This window comes from Burkholderia arboris, assembly GCF_902499125.1.
Lineage (GTDB): Bacteria > Pseudomonadota > Gammaproteobacteria > Burkholderiales > Burkholderiaceae > Burkholderia > Burkholderia arboris.
This window is the reverse complement of the sequence record NZ_CABVPX010000031.1, coordinates 18,400-35,622: the sequence shown is the minus strand read 5'-3', so window position 1 is coordinate 35,622 and position 17,223 is coordinate 18,400. Positions and strand designations below refer to the sequence as shown.

General features: G+C 66.1%; 16 protein-coding genes. 7 read left to right on the top strand and 9 right to left on the bottom strand.

The features are described from left to right. Positions 1-378: 378 nt before the first annotated feature. The 5 genes from BLA15945_RS29395 (at position 379) to BLA15945_RS29375 (ending at position 5,972) form a co-directional block, all read left to right on the top strand. Positions 379-1,239: a PhzF family phenazine biosynthesis protein gene (locus BLA15945_RS29395; RefSeq protein WP_174994045.1), complete on the top strand. Its 861-nt coding sequence runs from the start codon at positions 379-381 to the stop codon at positions 1,237-1,239. 325 nt (positions 1,240-1,564) lie between these two features. Then, positions 1,565-2,242, top strand: a complete 678-nt coding sequence (locus BLA15945_RS29390) for a hypothetical protein (protein WP_174994044.1) — start codon at positions 1,565-1,567, stop codon at positions 2,240-2,242. A 334-nt stretch (positions 2,243-2,576) separates the two neighbouring features. Further along, positions 2,577-3,503 (top strand): ribokinase, encoded by a 927-nt coding sequence (gene rbsK, locus BLA15945_RS29385; protein WP_174994043.1) that lies wholly within the window; start codon positions 2,577-2,579, stop codon positions 3,501-3,503. A gap of 40 nt (positions 3,504-3,543) precedes the next feature. After that, complete coding sequence (gene fucP, locus BLA15945_RS29380; protein WP_174994042.1) at positions 3,544-4,917, top strand: L-fucose:H+ symporter permease; 1,374 nt, start codon at positions 3,544-3,546, stop codon at positions 4,915-4,917. Positions 4,918-4,919: 2 nt separating this feature from the next. Next, complete coding sequence (locus BLA15945_RS29375) at positions 4,920-5,972, top strand: aldose 1-epimerase family protein (protein WP_174994041.1); 1,053 nt, start codon at positions 4,920-4,922, stop codon at positions 5,970-5,972. 34 nt (positions 5,973-6,006) lie between these two features. Here BLA15945_RS29375 and deoR read toward each other — a convergent pair whose 3' ends face one another. Then, complete coding sequence (gene deoR, locus BLA15945_RS29370; RefSeq protein ID WP_059242175.1) at positions 6,007-6,777, bottom strand: DNA-binding transcriptional repressor DeoR; 771 nt, start codon at positions 6,775-6,777, stop codon at positions 6,007-6,009. 146 nt (positions 6,778-6,923) lie between these two features. On the opposite strand from deoR, the gene deoC reads away from it, so the two are divergent. Further along, positions 6,924-7,604, top strand: a complete 681-nt coding sequence (deoC, locus tag BLA15945_RS29365) for a deoxyribose-phosphate aldolase (protein WP_059242177.1) — start codon at positions 6,924-6,926, stop codon at positions 7,602-7,604. 167 nt (positions 7,605-7,771) lie between these two features. On the opposite strand, the gene BLA15945_RS29360 is transcribed toward deoC, so the two are convergent. After that, the gene (locus BLA15945_RS29360; RefSeq protein WP_174994084.1) at positions 7,772-9,097 is read right to left on the bottom strand and encodes an MFS transporter; all 1,326 of its coding nucleotides are present in this window, start codon (positions 9,095-9,097) and stop codon (positions 7,772-7,774) included. A gap of 349 nt (positions 9,098-9,446) precedes the next feature. Here BLA15945_RS29360 and BLA15945_RS29355 point away from each other — a divergent pair, with 349 nt between their 5' ends. Continuing rightward, on the top strand, positions 9,447-9,953 hold the full coding sequence (locus BLA15945_RS29355; protein WP_174994040.1) for a MarR family winged helix-turn-helix transcriptional regulator: 507 nt from the start codon (positions 9,447-9,449) through the stop codon (positions 9,951-9,953). Between the two features lie 22 nt (positions 9,954-9,975). Here the strand turns inward: BLA15945_RS29355 and BLA15945_RS29350 are convergent, their stop codons facing one another. The 7 genes from BLA15945_RS29350 to BLA15945_RS29320 all read right to left on the bottom strand — a co-directional run bounded on the left by BLA15945_RS29350 (position 9,976) and on the right by BLA15945_RS29320 (position 17,213). Next, positions 9,976-11,040 carry a porin gene (locus tag BLA15945_RS29350; protein ID WP_233464334.1) on the bottom strand — a complete coding sequence of 355 codons (1,065 nt, stop codon included), beginning with the start codon at positions 11,038-11,040 and terminating at the stop codon, positions 9,976-9,978. 107 nt (positions 11,041-11,147) lie between these two features. After that, entirely contained in the window at positions 11,148-12,737 is a 1,590-nt protein-coding gene (locus BLA15945_RS29345; protein ID WP_174994038.1) for an MFS transporter, read from the bottom strand. A gap of 126 nt (positions 12,738-12,863) precedes the next feature. Next, positions 12,864-13,490, bottom strand: coding sequence for an isochorismatase family protein (locus tag BLA15945_RS29340; protein ID WP_059242185.1), 627 nt, complete (start codon positions 13,488-13,490; stop codon positions 12,864-12,866). 11 nt (positions 13,491-13,501) lie between these two features. Then, positions 13,502-14,530, bottom strand: coding sequence for a M29 family metallopeptidase (locus BLA15945_RS29335; RefSeq protein ID WP_059242186.1), 1,029 nt, complete (start codon positions 14,528-14,530; stop codon positions 13,502-13,504). Between the two features lie 29 nt (positions 14,531-14,559). Further along, positions 14,560-15,414 (bottom strand): alpha/beta fold hydrolase, encoded by an 855-nt coding sequence (locus BLA15945_RS29330; protein WP_174994037.1) that lies wholly within the window; start codon positions 15,412-15,414, stop codon positions 14,560-14,562. Positions 15,415-15,431: 17 nt separating this feature from the next. Beyond that, entirely contained in the window at positions 15,432-16,184 is a 753-nt protein-coding gene (locus BLA15945_RS29325; RefSeq protein WP_174994036.1) for a maleate cis-trans isomerase family protein, read from the bottom strand. Between the two features lie 51 nt (positions 16,185-16,235). After that, positions 16,236-17,213 (bottom strand): amidohydrolase family protein, encoded by a 978-nt coding sequence (locus tag BLA15945_RS29320; RefSeq protein WP_174994035.1) that lies wholly within the window; start codon positions 17,211-17,213, stop codon positions 16,236-16,238. Positions 17,214-17,223 lie beyond the last annotated feature (10 nt).

The following is a 17,223-nucleotide window of genomic DNA, read 5'->3' as shown; positions in this document are numbered from 1 at the left end:
TGCTTGAATCTGCAAGCGCTGAGCGACACCGAACCCGACACGTGTTGCACGGGCACGGCGTCGTTATCGTAAAACCGATGAATCCGCATCCGGATGCGATCGCAAATGACACGCGTTCGAGCGCGGCCGTCTGCTTCGGCGCAAAAAATATCCGCCATCGTTGCGGATGGTTGAATGCCTCGACCGGATCGCCTTCGACGCATCGAAGCAACCCGATGATGCATGAAAACCGGATCGCAGGTACGCCGCCCCCTTCATCGCATGTTGCGGGCACAATGGCGTACTGCATGACCACCCCATGCATCGATCACGCGGCTGTGGACAGCCGATCACTCCTGTTTCGAAGCCGGGCAATCGCTTCATCCACGCGAGATTCACATGACCCCGTATGCCTTCCGCCTGCTGAATGTCTTCGCCGAATCGACGTTCGGCGGCAACCCGCTGTGCGTATTCGACGATGCGCGCGGCATGGACGATGCGACCATGCAGGCGCTGGCCGTGCAGTTCAACCTATCGGAGACGACCTTCGTGCTGCCGTCGGAGCGTGCGCATGCGCGCGTACGCATCTTCACGCCGGGCTATGAAATGGCCTTTGCGGGCCATCCGACGCTCGGTACCGCGCATGTCGTGCGCGACCTGCAGAAAGCAGGCGACACGCTCGCGCTCGAATTCAAGGCGGGGGTTGTCGACGTCCAGGCGCACGACGACGTGTGGACGTTCACCGCGCCGCATGCAGGCATGCCGAAAACGGCACCGTGCCAGTTGACCGATGCGCAGACGGCGGCGCTGCTGGGCCTCGCCGAGAACGATCTGCTCGCGCCGCCGATCTGGGTCGACACGGGTGCAGACCAGTTGCTGGTCGCGCTCAAGGACCCCGCCGCCGTGCGGCGCGCGCGGCCTGACAGCGCCCGCCTCGACATCTGGCCTCAGAGCAGTCTCGGCCGCAGGACCGCGTATGTGTTCGCATTCGACGCCGAGCGCCCGGGGACGGTTGTGTCCCGCTATTTCTTCGTGAAGCAAGGCGGCGGCGTGTCGGAGGATCCGGGCACCGGGTCGGCCTGCGCGAACCTGGGTGGCTGGTTGCTTGCCGCCGGACGCGATCTGCCTGCCGCGTTTCAGGTCGAGCAGGGCGATGCCGTCGGCCGGCCTTGCCGACTGCGGCTGACGGTCGGCGCTACGGGTGACATCCGCGTCGGCGGGCGCGTGATCGAAATCGGGCGCGGCGTGATCAACGTGTGACGCGGGCGATCAGGGCGGCGCTTTCGCGCATCGCGCTCCCACCCGCCCCACTGCACTTCGTGCAGCGTCTCGCCGGGCCTGAGTACGCTCACGTCATCGCCGATCGACGCTAGGTGAAAGAAAACAGGGCGCCGGGCTTTTCGGCTTGGAAGGGATTCTGCGGTACGGTCCCGCGCCACCACTTCACATGCCCGCTCGATGAGCGGGCATTTTCCTCATCTCGCCCGCTTGACTGTACGTTCGCCCGAAAATACCGCGTTTCGGGCACGCACTTGCGCCACGCACGGTAAGCTGCACGCATCGCCCGCCCAAGCCGATCGCCGCCATGAACGACCTCGCCCCCGACCTCGCCCGCACGCTGCGCGCGTCCTGCGACGCCTGCTTCGGCACGGCCGCCGTCTGGCCGCTCGTCGAGCGTGCCTATGGCGAGTCGCAGCGCTTCTACCACACGCTCTCGCACCTGGCCGAACTGTTCGGTCATCTCGCGCCGTATCGCGCGGAACCGCTGTGGCCGGCGATCGAACTCGCCGTCTGGGCACACGATGTCGTCTACGCGACGACACTGCCGGACTATGCGGAAAACGAAGCGCGCAGCGCGCAATGGCTCGTCCAGGTCACGAACGCGCGATGCGACGCAGCGTGGTTGGAAGCGCATGTATCGCATGTCGCCGCCGCGCATGCATTCGTGCTTGCAACGAAATCGCACCGGCTGCCCGACAGCCTCGCGTCCACGCCGGCATTGCAGCGCGCGGGGCTGATTTTTCTCGATGCCGATCTCGCGATCCTCGCGGCCGCGCCCGGCCGGCTGCGCGAATACGATCGCGCGATCGCCCGCGAATGGGCGCAGGATCCCGATGCGCCATCGGCCATTTTCCGCGCGGGCCGCAAGCAGGCGCTCGAACATCTGCGCGCGCAGACCCCGCTGTTTCGATCGGCGGAATTCGCGCCGCTCGCACCGCTCGCGCAACGCAATCTCGATACGCTGATCCGCGCGTACGCATAAGCGCCACGCCCGCCTGACGGACGCGCCCGCATCGCCGCCGCCTTCCTGGCTAAGCCCGCCGTGCACGCCCGGTGACCCGGCGCGCGCCCTCGTATCACGCGACTTCCCGGAAGCAGCACCCCGCCATCAAAGGCGGAAGCTGCATTTCGTCCTTGTACGACATCCGATAACAAGATCACCGATACCACGATTCCGGCCACACATACCCCGTGAAAAGTGACCCCAATAACATCAGGAGATTGCATTCTCACATTTAATGTGATTTTATTATCACCTGTCGCAAGCCGCCGCCGACCACGCGCGCGGCGCACCCCATACCAAGGAAGAGACGCAGATGGAGACAATCGCCGTCATCGGCAGCAACATGGTCGACCTCGTGACCTACGTCGACCGCATGCCCGCCCGGGGCGAAACGCTTGAGGCGCCGAACTTTGAGCTCGGCTGCGGCGGCAAGGGCGCGAACCAGGCCGTCGCGGCCGCCCGCCTCGGCGCACGCGTCGTGATGGTCACGAAGGTCGGCGACGACGTGTTCGCCGACAACACGATCCGCAACTTCGCGCGCGAAGGGATCGACACCACGCACGTACGCAAGGTCGCCGGCGTGCCGAGCGGCGTCGCGCCGATCTTCGTCGAGCCCGATTCGAGCAACAGCATCCTGATCGTCAAGGGCGCGAACCGCCATCTGCAGCCGGCCGACATCGACGCGGCCGCGCCGGCGCTCGCCGACTGCGCACTGATCGTGCTGCAGCTCGAGATCGAACTCGACACCGTCTATCACGCGATCGAATTCGGCGCGCGGCACGGCATCCCGGTGCTGCTGAACCCCGCGCCCGCCGTGGCCGACCTCGATTTCGAACGGATCCGCTCCGTCGAATTCTTCGTGCCGAACGAAACCGAGCTCGCGATCGTGTCGGGCATGCCGGTCGATTCGCGCGAGAGCGCGGCCCGTGCCGCCGAAGCGCTGGTCGCGCGCGGGCTGAAGCATGTGCTCGTCACGCTCGGCGACCAAGGCTCGCTGCTCGTCTCGCACGACGGCGCCCGGCACGTGCCGGGCGTCCCGGTCGACGCGCGCGATACGACGGGCGCCGGCGATGCATACATCGGCTGCTTCGCGCGCTGCTACGCCAGGTCGCGCGATGCCGTCGACGCGATGCGCTACGCGTCCGCGTATGCCGCGCATTCGGTCACGGGCCTCGGCACGCAGAAGTCGTATGCGGACGCCGCGACGTTCGAACGCTTTCTCCACGACGCCGGCCTCTGATCGGCGCCTTCATCGACGAGACATTGGGAAGGAGACACCCATGAGCCGAGCCAGGATCGAACACACACCCGACGGCTATTACCTGAACCGCACGCCGCTCTTCGCATTCACGTTGCTGTGCTGCCTGTTCGCGCTGTGGGGCACCGCCGCGAACCTGAACGACGTGCTGATCGCACAGTTCAAGAAATCGTTCTTCCTGTCCGATTTCGAATCGGCATTCGTGCAGTCCGCGTTCTATCTCGGCTACTTCTTCCTCGCGATTCCGGCCGCGACCGTCGTGAAGAAGTTCAGCTACAAGACGACGATCCTCGTCGGCCTGCTGCTCTACACGACCGGCTGCCTGCTGTTCTTCCCGGCCGCGTCGATGGCGAAATACGGGATGTTCCTCGTCGCGCTGTTCGTGATTGCCGCGGGCCTGTCGTTCCTCGAAACGGCGGCGAACTCGTATTCGACGCTGATGGGCCCGCGCGACACCAGCACGCGGCGGCTGAATATCTCGCAGTCGTTCTATCCGTTCGGCGCGATGGCCGGCGTCTACATGGGCAGTCTCCTGATCTTCAAGGAAGGCGACGCGTCGCATGCGCAGCTCGCGGCGATGTCGGCCGCCGAAGCGCGCGTGCACCAGCTCGCGATGATCCAGGCCACGCTCGAGCCGTACAAATGGCTGATCGCCGTGCTCGTCGCCGTGTTCATCGTGTTCGCGCTCACGCCCTACCCGGCCTGCAAGGGCAACGGGCCCGGCGCGGTCACGCACCGGATCGACGCGCGCGGCACGCTCGCACGGCTGTTCGGCAACCGGCGCTTCGTCGCGGGCGTGGTCGCGCAGTTCCTGTATGTCGGTGCGCAGGTGGGCGTGTGGAGCTTCACGATCCGGCTCGCGATGCAGATCGGCGGCCTCACCGAGCGCGGCGCGTCGCACTATCTGCTCGCGACGTTCTTCGCGTTCTTCGTCGGCAAGCTGGTCGCGACGCTCGTGATGAAACGCGTCGGCCCGGCCAAGGTGCTGATCGTCTACGGCATCCTGTGCATCGCGCTGCTCGCGTACACGATCAGCGTGCACAACATCACGGCCGTCTATGCCGCCGTGTGCGTGAGCGTGTTCCTCGGCCCGTGCTGGCCGACGATCTACGGCCTGACGATCGACGGTCTCGGCAAGGACACCGAATACGGCGGCTCGATCCTCGTGATGAGCATCGTCGGCGGCGCGGTCGTGCCGCTGATCCAGGGGCTGATCTCCGACCACACCGGCGGCAACATGCAGCTCGCGTTCGTCGTGCCGCTCGCGTGCTTCGTCGTGATCGTCTACTACGGCTTCTACTGCCTGCGCCACCTGCCGGCCGCGACGCCCGATGCGCCCGCCGACAGCCGCGCGCCCGCACGCTACGCCGCACCGCGCAACACGTCGGGAGCATGACCATGCGAGGCGAGATCGAACTGCGGCGCGACGACTTCCGCGAGACGCCGCGCACGCTGTACCGCACCAACGGCTTCACCGTCACCGCGTTCGCGTATCCGTCCGGCGTCGAAGCGCTGAAGCTCGAAAACCGCCGAGGCCATCTCGTCGTGCTGCCGTATCTCGGCCAGATGATCTGGGCCGCGCAATTTGATGGCCGCGACCTGACGATGCAGCACATGTTCCGCCAGCCGAAGCGGGCGGCATCGATCATCGATACCTACGGCTGCTTCATGTTCCACAGTGGGCTGCTGCGCAACGGCTGCCCGGGGCCGGACGACACGCATGCGCTGCACGGCGAGATGCCGTGTGCGCCGATGGACCGCGCGAGCCTCGTCGTCGGCACGGATGCGCGCGGCGCATGCGTCGAAGTGACCGGCGAATACGAGTACGTGCAGGGCTTCGGCAGCCACTACGTTGCGCGTCCGTCGGTGCGGCTGGCAGAGCACGACGCGCAGATGACGATCGCAATGGACGTAACGAATCTCGGCGGCACGCCGATGGACCTGATGTACATGGCCCACCTGAACTACGCGTATGTGCCGGGCGGCCGCTTCGTGCAATCGCCGTCGCGCGGCGGCTTGCGGCTGCGCGACAGCGTGCCCGCGCACGTGAAGCCGACCGCGGCATGGCGCGACTACACGGCCACGCTCGCGCGCGAACCCGAGCGGCTCGCGACGCTCGATACGCCCGCGCTGTACGACCCCGAGATCGTGTTCTTCATGAACGGCGTGGAAACGGACGCCGACGGCGTCGCGCATTTCCGGCTCGCGCATCCGGACGGCGGGGCGTTCCACACCGCCTATCGCCCGGAGCAATTCCCGCATGCGACGCGCTGGATCCTGCACAACGCGGACCAGCAGGTCGCCGCGTTCGCGCTGCCGTCGACCTGCGAGCCCGAGGGTTATGAAGCCGAACGCCGCAAGGGCCACGTCGCCGCACTCGCGTCGGGCGCATCGCGCCGCTTCGACGTGCTCACCGGTTACCTGAGTGCGGCGGAAGCGCGCGATGCGTGATGCGATGCAAAGCGCGACGCACGTCCGTGCGCCATCAGGTCACGAGCGCGATCCCGTGTTCGCGGATCGCCGTTTCGTAGCGGCGGCTCAGTTGCCCGTCGGAGATCACGTAGTTGAAATCGGTCAGTTCGGCGAAATAGGCCGCGCGCACTTCGTCGAACTTCGTGTGGTCGACGAGCAGGAAGCGGTTCTGCGCACGCGCCATCACCTTTTTCTTCGCATCGACTTCGTGGAAGTTGAAGCACGTGACGCCGCAGCGATCGCTCACGCCGGCCGCCGAGATGAACGCCTTCGACACGCGTACCGAGTCGAGGATGCCCGTTTCGGCGACCGATTCGAACACCATGTTCTGGCGGTGATACGCGCCGCCGCACAGGATCACGTTGCAATGCGGCTTCTGCTGCAGCTTCGCGAACACGTTCAGCGAATTGCAGACCGCCGTGAATTCGAGATCGTCCGGAATGAAGTCGACGATGAACGGCGTGGTCGAGCCGCAGTCGACGAAGATCGTGTCGCCGGTCGTCACGAACTGCGCGGCCAGCTTGCCGATGCGGCGCTTTTCCTCGGTCTGCCGGTTGTTCTCGGCACTGATCAGGTACTCGCCGATATCGCTGCGCTGCGCGGCGAAATGGCGCGTCACGTAGCCACCGATCAGGCTGAGACCGTGCGGATTGTCCGCGAGATCGCGGCGGATCGTCATCTCGGACACACCGAACAGCTCGGCCACTTCCTTCAGATGAATCGCGTTCTGCCCTTGCAGCACGTTCATCAATGTCTTGATCCGTTCGCCCTTCTTCGTTTCCATGCCAGTATCCTGCGTACCCGTCGCATCCGTCGCGTGTCGTGCCGGGCACACAGGCCCGGCCGGAATGTCGTATTTGTAACAAACCGATGTGAAAACATCAACTTTCCGTGTGCCCTTTCCGCACACGATCCGTGGAGTCCTGACACATGCCGCTTTCCAACGCCCAGCTCGCCCAAACCATCGATCACACGCTGCTCGCGCCCGACGCGAGCGACGCGCAGATCCGCGAACTCTGCCGCCAGGCGGCCGAGCATCGCTTTTACTCGGTCTGCGTGAATTCGGCGAACGTGCCGCTCGCCGCGCGCGAACTGGCCGATACCGGTGTGCTCGTGTGCTCGGTCGTCGGCTTTCCGCTCGGCGCCGGGCTGTCTGCCGCGAAGGCATTCGAAGCCACCGCCGCGATCGACGCAGGCGCCGGCGAGATCGACATGGTGATCAACATCGGCGCGCTCAAGAGCGGCCGCGCCGACGACGTGAAGGCCGACATCGCGGCCGTACATCGCGCATGCGGCGCGGTGCCGCTCAAGGTGATCCTCGAAACGGGGCTGCTGACCGACGACGAGAAAATCCGCGTATGCGAGATGTGCCGCGATCTCGGCGTCGCGTTCGTGAAGACATCGACCGGGTTCGGCCACGGCGGCGCGACGCTCGCGGATGTCGCACTGATGCGCCGCACGGTCGGCCCCGTGCTGGGCGTGAAGGCATCGGGCGGCGTGCGCGACCGCGCGGCCGCGCTCGCGATGCTCGAAGCCGGCGCGACGCGGCTCGGTACGAGCTCGGGGGTCGCGATCGTCACCGACCAGGGTGGCAACGGATCGGGGTACTGAACCGCGCAGGGCCGGCCGCCGGGAAACTTCACGCGGCCGGCAACCTGCGGCACCGCCCAGGAAACGCACGCCTCGTCGCGCGGCGTCACGCTCGCGAGCCGCGACGGCCGCACGCCGTTCACGACGCTCGCCGATGCCTCCCAAGGCCGGTGACCGGCGCGCGCATCCTATTCTGGACGACTCGTGTCGCGTGACACCGGCGCTTTCCAGAACAGTCCGATGACGATGCCAAGCACGCACAGGGCGACCGTGTAGTAGCCGGGCGCCGCAACGATCCCCAGCTTGCCGACGAAATACGACGCGACGGCGGGCGCCGTTCCGCCAAACAACGCATAGGCCGTGTTGTAGGCAAGTGCGAACCCGGTGAAGCGGACTTCAGGCGGGAAACTGCGGACGATGATGTACGGCCCGAGCGTAATGGTCCCGATCAGGAACCCGCCGGCCACGTAAAGCGGCCACGACACGCCGCCGCCTGCCGTCAGCGTCCAGTAGAACGCGCCGCACACGGCGAGCATGCCGGCACATCCGATCGCATACGCGCGGCCTCCGCCGATCACGTCGGCCGCCCAGCCGGCAGCGACGCTCCCGAGAATCAGCATCAGGATCGACCACGAATTCATCGTGAACACCGTCTTCGCATCGAGATGAAACTGCGACTGCAGATAGGTCGGCGTGAACAGGAAAAAAAGCACGAAGACGCCGGAAAACACCCAGGTCGCCAGCATCGACACGGCGATCGCGCCACGATGATTCCCGAGCACGATCGACAGCGGCAGCCTGGCGTCCGCCGCGCGTTTTGCACGCAGCGCCTCGAACACCGGCGTCTCGTGCAGATAGCGGCGCAGGTAGACGGACACGAGCCCGAACACCCCCCCGGCGATGAACGGCATGCGCCAGCCCCATGCCAGCAGGCTCTCGTGATCGAGGTTCGACGACAGGTACCTGGCGCTCAGCGCACCGAGCAGGATCCCCGTGCACAGGCCCGCCATCAGCAGCCCGCAGGCCAGCCCGACGCGATCGCGCCGCACATGCTCCGAACAGAAGATCCAGGCGCCGGGCACCTCGCCGCCCACGGACAGGCCCTGCAGCACGCGGCACAGCAGGAACAGCAGCGGCGCGACGATGCCGAGCGTCGCGTAGCCCGGCAACAGGCCGATCAGCAGCGTCGGAAACGCCATCAGGAACAGGCTCAGCGCGAACATCTTCTTGCGCCCGATCCGGTCGCCGAAATGCGCGAAGAAGATGCCGCCGATCGGACGCACGAGATAGCCTGCCGCGAACACGCAAAAGACCTCGAGCTGCGCCAGCCATTCAGGCGTATGCGGCGGAAAAAACACCGTCGCGAGCAGCTTCGTGAAAAACACCGCGACGATGAAGTCGTAGTATTCGAGCGCGCCGCCCAGCGACGCCAGAAAGAGCGTTTTGACATCGTTGCGCGATAGCGAACGGACATCCGTCGACAGCTCGCCGGGTTGCACGGGGGTTGAATTCATTGCAATCTCCAAACACTTGAAAGGTTCACTTCCGTTCGGTATCTTTATAATCAGCTCACTGACGAATTGGATGCAGGTCAACCATCCGGAAGGTTCCTGTCCTGCATCGCCAGGGTCTGTCTTACTATCGGAACATCGACGCTGCCACCCTCCCGCATCGCCTCCATCGATCGGGATCGTTTTCGATCATTTAATCAGTACACTGACATATTGTTTTGTATATCGAGAATTTTCCCGCTGCAAGCAGGGTTACCCTGACATCACGGCCGTCACGGCCAGCGGGCGCGTCGTGCCCGATAGCGGCCGGGCTACAATGGCCCCATCGAACGACCCCTCTGGATGTTCCGTCATGACTTCCGCTACGAACAAGAAGACGTCCAAGCCCGAACCCGACCTCGAAACGGGCCATCTGTGGCAACGCCCGGGCTTCCTGATCCGCCGCCTGAACCAGATTCACATCGCGCTGTTCTTCGAATGCTGCAAGGGCTTCGACATCACGCCGGTCCAGTACGGGCTGCTGACGACGCTGAACGAGCGCCCCGGCCTCGACCAGACGTCGCTGTGCGCCGAAGTCGGCGTCGACCGCACCACGATGGCCGACGTGCTGCGGCGGCTGGAGGAGCGCGGGCTCGTGAAACGCGAACCGAGCCCGCTCGACGGCCGGCAGAAGCTGGCCACCATTTCGGCGAAAGGCACGCGCATCATGAACGAGATGTACGACAGCATGCGCGAGGCGCAGGTCAGGTTCATGGAGCCGCTGTCCGCGAAGGAGCGCACGGAGTTCGTCCGGATGATGATGGCGCTCGTCGAAGGCAACAACCAGTACGGACGCACGTCGCTCAAGCATTTCGACTGATCGCGGCAGGTTCGTCGCCCGTTCAGAACCGGTGCAGCATCCCCACGCGCGCGAGCATCTGCCGGTTGCTGCCCGACGGGCTCGACACGGCCATGATCCACGCCTTCGGCTGGTCGTCTCCGGCAACCTGCTGGTACACGGTTTCCACATAGGCCACCGTGCGCTTCGACAGCGCATAGCGGGCACCGAGCGAAAACTGGTGCGCGCGATCGTCGTGCAGCACACCGTTGCCGCGCATCAATTCGTAATCGCCACCGATCGACAGCGCCGCGTCGACCTGATAGCGCACGCCAGCCTGATAGACGTCGATGCGCGCGTCGTTCGCGGTGTTCGTCGTATTCGTGTACAGCACGTTGAACGTCAGCGCGCCAAGCGCATACGTCGCGCCCGCGCCGACGTTGCGGATGCCGCGCATGCCGCTGCCGAGCTGCGGATAGCGCTGGTACGTGTAGGCCGCGCCGAGCGACAGCGCCCCGATTGCATAGTTGAGGCCCGCGCTCTGCCCGCTCTGCTGCGCAATCGAACCGGGAACGCCGCCGAACCCGGCCATCACGCCGGCCGACAGGCCGTTCCAGGTCGGCGTCACATACTTCGCGGCATTGGGCATCGCCGTTCCGGACATCCGGTCGAAGTTCGAACTGCCCGACACGTTGTTCGGAATGCCCAGGCCCGCGAACGGGCCCTGCCGGAAACCATACAGGCCGGCAATCGCGACCGAGTTGTCATGGCGCAGCAGGCTGTCGATCATGAAGTCGTACTGCTCGCCGAACGTGAGCCGGCCAAGACGATCGCTCGCCAGCCCGACGTAGGCAGTGCGGCCGAACAGCCCGCCGCCGTTGGTCGGAAAGATCGCGCCGGTGCCGAGATTGAACTGGTCGGTCAGCTCGAAGACCGCGCGATAGCCGCCGCCCAGATCCTCCTGGCCACGCAATCCCCATAGATTGGGCGATGCGATACCGGTATCCATCAGCGTGTTGCGATGCCCCTTCTGGTTGCTGACGACGGTCACGCCCGCATCGACGACACCCCAGAGCTGAACACTCGACGCATCGGCCCACGCCGACACGGACCACCACGCCGTGCACATTCCACACGCCGCCACTTGCCACGCACGCATTGTCGTTTCCTTGAAAGGATCTCCACCGTGACGGCCCGTCCTTGTGCGGGCCGCCTGTTTTTCATCGAGCAGCCGCGTCAGTGCGATACGTCGCGCCGGAATGTCTCCGGGACGAACGCGGCACCGACCACGGCCGAGACGAGCGCGACCGAGACCGGATACCAGAGGCCGAAATAGACATTGCCGTGCGCGACCGCCATCGCCGACACGACGAACGGCAGCATGCCGCCGAACCAGCCCGAGCCGAGATGGAACGGCAGCGACAGCGACGTGTAGCGGATACGCGCGGGAAACAGCTCGACCATGAACGCGGCCATCGGGCCGTACACCATCGTCAGGTAGAAGATCAGCAGCCACATCAGCAACACGACCGCGACGCCGTTGATCCGCGCCGGGTCGGCGCGATCGGTCCAGCCAGCCGCGAGCAGCGTGCGCCGCAGCGCGGCCGGGTCGGTACCGTCGACCCTGACGGCGCCGATCGTCGTGTACGGACGCCCGGCCGTCGCCGCCTGCTCGTAGGACACGCCGGACGCACTCAGAAAGGCCCGAATGCGGTCGCACTCGCTGCGCGGCGCACCGAACAGCGAGAAGTGGCAATCGTCCGCATGCACGACGACGTCGGTACGCGCCTGGAACGCCTCCAGTTGCGGATTGGCATAGTGCGTCAGCGCGTGGAAGATCGGCACGGTCGTCGTGGCCAGCAACGCGCAGGCGGCGACCATGATCCACTTGCGCCCGATCCGGTCGGACAGCCAGCCGAACAACAGGTAGAACGGAAATGCGCCAACCAGCGCGATCGCGAGATACAGGTTGACGGTCTCGGGCGCGACCTTGAGCGTGTTCTGCAGGAAATACATCGAGTAGAAATGCCCGGTGCCGAACACCACGCCGACACCCGACGCCGTGCTGAACAGCATCACCAGCACATACTTCAGGTTCGCCCACGTGCCGAAGCTTTCGCCGATCGGCGACTTCGACAGCTTGCCGGTTTCCTTCATCCGCTGGAACGTCGGCGATTCGGCGAGGCGCGTGCGCAGGTAGACGGATATCGCGAGCAGCACCAGCGAGACCAGGAACGGGATGCGCCATCCCCATGCCTGGAACGCATCGTGCCCGGCCAGCGCGCGCGTCGCGCCGACCACCGCGATCGACGACAGCAGGCCGAGCGTCGCCGTGGTCTGCAACGCGCTCGTATAGAGCCCGCGGCGCCTGTCCGGCGCATGTTCGGCCAGGTAGGTCGCGGCGCCGCCGGTCTCGCCGCCCAGCGCGAAACCCTGCAGCAGCCGGAGCACCACCAGCAACACCGGCGCCGCCACGCCGATGTGCGCGTACGGCGGCAACAGGCCGACGCCGACTGTCGCGACGCCCATCAGCACAATCGTGGCCATGAACGTGTACTTGCGGCCGATGCGATCGCCGAGACGGCCGAAAAACAGCGCACCGAGCGGCCGCACGAGGAAGCCCGCGCCGAAGGTCGCGAGGCTGGCCAGGAACGCCGCGGTCGCATTGCCGCTCGGGAAGAACAGCGTACTGAACGTCGCGGCGAGCGCCGCGTAGATGTAGAAGTCGTACCACTCGAGCAATGCCCCGAACGACGACGCCACGATCAGCGTGAATTCGCTGCGCGTGACTGTCCCCGCCGCCGGGGCAGGCGTTGCTGTCAACATGCTGTCTCCTTGTCCCGGATCGGGCCGGGCGATTCTTTTATCCGGCCGATCGCTTCAGCGACAGCCTTTGCGTCACGTTCGATCGAGCGCGGTACCCGTCCCGTGCGGAGCGGATACCGCGTGCGGTCACGTCGCCTCGTCCAGGCACGCGAGCGCTTCGTCGCGCGCCATGACGGCTGCGTACTTCTGCGCCATGTCGAAAAGATTCGCATCGTGCGGGGCAAGCGCGCGATCGCCGACGCAATCGGCGAGCACGAACGGGCGGAAGCCGTACTGCATCGCGTCGACCACGCTCGCCCGCACGCATCCGCTCGTGACGGCGCCGGCCACCGCAAGCGTGCGCACGCCGCGCTGCGCGAGCCAGGCCGCGAGCGGCGTGCCGAAGAACGCCGACGGGCCCGTCTTGCGCACCACGAGTTCGCCCGCCCACGGCGTCAGTTCCGGCACGATCGCGCTGTTGTGCGCGTGCTCCTTCAGCGCGAGCAACCCGGGCACCTTGGTCGTGAAGAGGTTCTCGTCGGCATCGTCGTCGGCAAACACGATGCGCGTATGGGCGATCGGCCAGCCGCGCGCGCGGGCGGCTGCGAGAAGCGGCACGGACCGTTCGATCGCCTGCGCGATATTGCCGCCGCCGAACACGTCCGGATCGGCGAAGCCGTTCACGAAGTCGACGATCAGCAGGCCGACCGGCGCGACCGGTTCGAGTGCCGCACCGAAGCGCTGGCGGCGATAGGTATCGAGGTCATGTGTCATGTGCGGTCTCCTCAAACGACTTTGCCATTGCGCACCACGGCTTCCCCGTCGAGGAAGACGTCGCAGTGGCGCAACGGGATGTCGATGTGACAGGTCGTGGTGCGCTGGCCGCCGCCTTCGTTGTTCGGTCCGAGCGAGAACAGGAAATTGCCTTCGAACGCGCGGGCATCCATGCCGATGGTGGCCTCGCGGTCGTACAGGCCGAGCGTCGCCCAGTGCGCCCGCGGTTGCAGCCCCCAGCCGATATGCGAGATCGCATACGCTTCGCGATCGTCGAACGTCGCCATGTATTCGGACAGCAGCTGCGCATCGATTCCCCCTTCGATGCGCGTCGCAAAGCCGGCCTCGACGGTGAGGACGATCGGCTCCCGGACGTAGCACTTCTGCGGAAGCAGGATGTCGCCGCGATCGATCACGATACGTCCGCACGCGCGCCCTTCGTCGGGGAACGTCAGCGCGAAACCGCTCGGCCAATGATCCCAGCGCCCCGGTTCGTCGACGAAACCGTATTCGGCAATCGCGTCGAACTCGCCGATCGGGCAGCGCAGATCCGTGCCGGCCGCCGACACCACGCGCATCTCCTTCGCGCACGCGATGCGCGCGCGGGCGGCCAGCACGCGGGTGCGGTCTTCCTGGGTTGGCACGAGACGCGTCAGCACTTCGGGAGGCTCGACCGCGAGCAGGATCTTCGTGCCGCCCTTCAGGATGTCGAGCTGCTCGGGCGAAAACAGCAGCGTCATCAGGTCGAGCACGAGATCGCTCGCCTTGAGCGCCGCAATCGCCGCCCGGTTGCCGGTCAGCGGCGTCGTGCCGAGATACGCGAGCGAATCGCGGCTCAGCGACTTCTCGCCGTTGACGGGCGGCAGGTCCAGCCGGTTCACCACCGCGCCCATCGACTGGGCCGCGATCGATGCGGTACTGAGGGTTTGCGGGTGGGTGGCCGAGCTCGTCAGGATCGTGACGGTCTGGCCGGGTTCGAGGCGCGACAACGTCAGGACCTGCTTCCACGCGTCGACCATCTGGAAATCGCTTACGGGCATGATGGGTTCCTTTGAACGTGTGTCGTGGCTCAGCGCCCGGTCGCGATAGCGAACGGCAGCGGCACGCCGAGAAATCCGCCGAAGGCCCGATAGAAGCCGGCTTCGTCGTCCCACGGGATCATGTGGCCGGCATCCGCGACATGGGCGTGGACGAGATGCGGAACGAGGCGCTGGATCTCGTCCACGTCGGCCTGCCGGACGACATCGCCGCGCCCGGCCGTCATCAGCATCACCGGGATGTCGATCGACGGCAGGTCGCGATGGATGTCGTCGGTATGGAAGCCGTCGAAGCTGGCCCGCACCGCGCGCTCGTCGCACGTGTGCAGCCATTCGGCGCGCAGCCGCAATTGCTCGTCGGTCCAGGTCGGACAGAATTCGCGCATGGCTGCGTAGCCGGCACCGTCGCGCGCCATGCGCATCGAATCGATGTACCACGGAAGCGCAGACGGATAGGGGCGACGCCCCGGCCCCGATACCGGCGGGTCGACCAGTACGATGCGCGCCATGCCGGCAGGCTTCGCCGCCGCGGCACGCACCGCGATGCGCGCCCCCATCGAATGCCCGACGACGCTGTAGTGCTCGAGGCCGAGCGCGTCGGCAAACGCCACGAGGTCGCGCGCCTGGGCATCGAGACTGTAGTCGAGCGTATCGGACGCCGACGACAGCCCGCGCCCGCGCACGTCGAGAACATAGGTGTCGCAGCTCGTGCCGAGATGCTCGCCGACGAAGCCCCAGGTCGCCGCCGGGCTCGTGATGCCCGGCACGATGACGACCGGATCGCGGCCGGCACGCGGCGCCTGCCGGCCGCCGTAGCGCAGGTAATGCTGGCGGATGCCGTTCGCGTGAACGTTGCCGCCGTACATGAAAGTGGAACGATCGCTCATGAACACACTCCGCTTCGTCAGTACGCGCCGGACAACAGTGCGCCGGCGCCCGGCACGACGGGCTCGAGATCGAGCTCGCGCAGCATCGCGTAGGCGGTCGCGATCGCGGCCGTGATGACCGGCTTGCCCGTCATCGCCTCGACCTGCGCGACGGCCGGCAGCGACGGCATCTGCACGCACGCGGACAGCACGATCGCATCGGCATCCTGGTACGGCAGCGTCTTCACGATGCCGGGCAGGCGCGCCGGATCGTGGCGGCCGACGTCGAGGTTGTCGGGGATCTCCAGCGCGCGATAGGCGAGCACGTCGAAGCCTTCGTTGCGGATGTAGTCGACCACGAGTTCGGTGAGCGGCAGCATGTACGGCGCGACGACAACGATGCGCTTCGCGCCGATCACCTTCAGCGCGTCGACGAGCGCGCCCGCGCTCGTCAGCACGGGCGCCTGCGCGCCGTTGTCGGCCGTGTGCTTCGTCAGGCGCGCCTGCGACACGCGGTGGTAGCCGTGGCCCATCGCCATGATCGCGACGAGGCACGCGTAGCCGAGCACGTCGACGCGCGCATCGCTCAGCTCCATCGCGCAGCGGTCGGATTCGGCATCCATCGCCGCGAGCTCTTCCTTGACGACCTTCTTCATCCGCATCCGGCTCGAATGAAACGTGAAGCGTTCGGGGCGGATCGTTTCGCGCAGCCGCAGCATCGCCGGGATCTCGGTTTCCATCGTCGTATTGGAGCTCGGCACGATCTGGCCGATACGAAATTGCTTGCTCATTGCAGGTTCCTGTTTCTACGGGGAAGGGTGTCGTGACGCCGGACCCCGGCGTCAAAGCCTGAAAATGCGCGCCGCATTGCCGTGACAGACGCGCTGCCGTGTTGCGTCGTCGAGCGGCGCCTGCTCGATGAAGTCGGCCGCGACGGCCGTCGACTCGTACGGGTAGTCGACCGAAAACATCACCGCGTCGGCCCCCATTTCGCCGATCGCACCGATCAGCGCGGGCGCCGAACACACGCCCGACGTCGTGATCAGGATGTTTCGGCCGAAATAGTCGGAAGGCTGGCGTTCAAGCCTCACGCCGTGCGAATAGACGGCGAAGCGGCTGTCGAAGCGCCAGCGCAGGAACGGCAGGCCCTCGCCCATGTGCCCGAGGATCACCTTGACGCCCGGGAAACGGTCGAACACGCCGCCGAACAGCAGCCGCAGCGCATGGGTGCCCGTTTCGACTCCCCACCCCCATGCGGCGCCCGCCAGTTCCGGATGTCCGTCGAACACGCGCGGCGTCACGTACGCGTCGGCCGGATGCAGGTACAGCGGCACGTCGAGCGCCTGCAGGCACGCCCAGAACGGGTCGTACGCACGCTCGTCGTAATACGCGCCGAACGTGTGCCCGTTCACCAGCGCGCCCTTGAAGCCGAGCGTCGTGACGGTGCGCGTCAGTTCGTCGATCGCGGCATCCGGCGACTGCATCGCCAGCGTCGCGAATCCGCCGAAGCGCGACGGATGCCGCGCGATCTGTGCAGCCAGGAAATCGTTGCTCTCCCGCGCACGCGCCACCGCGACTGCGGCGTCGCGCTCGCCCTGCACGCTCGGGCCGGTCTGCGACAGGATCGTGTAGTCGATGCCCGCCCGGTCCATCTCGGCGAGCCGAAGCACGTCGAAATCGGCCAGCCGCGCGCCGAGGTCGGCCAGCACCGCCGGCGCGATGTGTTGCGTAAAACTCTTCGAGTACGCGTGGAACCCGGGCGTCGAAAAATGTTCTTCCAGCGCGATCTTGCGGATACGGTCGGTCACTTCATGCTCCATATATTCAGCA

Bases quoted from the DNA above. Each gene is read 5' to 3' on its own strand.
- BLA15945_RS29395 (WP_174994045.1), top strand. From the start codon at position 379: ATGACCCCGTATGCCTTCCGCCTGCTGAATGTCTTCGCCGAATCGACG.
- BLA15945_RS29390 (WP_174994044.1), top strand. From the start codon at position 1,565: ATGAACGACCTCGCCCCCGACCTCGCCCGCACGCTGCGCGCGTCCTGC.
- rbsK (WP_174994043.1), top strand. From the start codon at position 2,577: ATGGAGACAATCGCCGTCATCGGCAGCAACATGGTCGACCTCGTGACC.
- fucP (WP_174994042.1), top strand. From the start codon at position 3,544: ATGAGCCGAGCCAGGATCGAACACACACCCGACGGCTATTACCTGAAC.
- BLA15945_RS29375 (WP_174994041.1), top strand. From the start codon at position 4,920: ATGCGAGGCGAGATCGAACTGCGGCGCGACGACTTCCGCGAGACGCCG.
- deoR (WP_059242175.1), bottom strand. From the start codon at position 6,777: ATGGAAACGAAGAAGGGCGAACGGATCAAGACATTGATGAACGTGCTG.
- deoC (WP_059242177.1), top strand. From the start codon at position 6,924: ATGCCGCTTTCCAACGCCCAGCTCGCCCAAACCATCGATCACACGCTG.
- BLA15945_RS29360 (WP_174994084.1), bottom strand. From the start codon at position 9,097: ATGAATTCAACCCCCGTGCAACCCGGCGAGCTGTCGACGGATGTCCGT.
- BLA15945_RS29355 (WP_174994040.1), top strand. From the start codon at position 9,447: ATGACTTCCGCTACGAACAAGAAGACGTCCAAGCCCGAACCCGACCTC.
- BLA15945_RS29350 (WP_233464334.1), bottom strand. From the start codon at position 11,040: ATGTGCACGGCGTGGTGGTCCGTGTCGGCGTGGGCCGATGCGTCGAGT.
- BLA15945_RS29345 (WP_174994038.1), bottom strand. From the start codon at position 12,737: ATGTTGACAGCAACGCCTGCCCCGGCGGCGGGGACAGTCACGCGCAGC.
- BLA15945_RS29340 (WP_059242185.1), bottom strand. From the start codon at position 13,490: ATGACACATGACCTCGATACCTATCGCCGCCAGCGCTTCGGTGCGGCA.
- BLA15945_RS29335 (WP_059242186.1), bottom strand. From the start codon at position 14,530: ATGCCCGTAAGCGATTTCCAGATGGTCGACGCGTGGAAGCAGGTCCTG.
- BLA15945_RS29330 (WP_174994037.1), bottom strand. From the start codon at position 15,414: ATGAGCGATCGTTCCACTTTCATGTACGGCGGCAACGTTCACGCGAAC.
- BLA15945_RS29325 (WP_174994036.1), bottom strand. From the start codon at position 16,184: ATGAGCAAGCAATTTCGTATCGGCCAGATCGTGCCGAGCTCCAATACG.
- BLA15945_RS29320 (WP_174994035.1), bottom strand. From the start codon at position 17,213: ATGGAGCATGAAGTGACCGACCGTATCCGCAAGATCGCGCTGGAAGAA.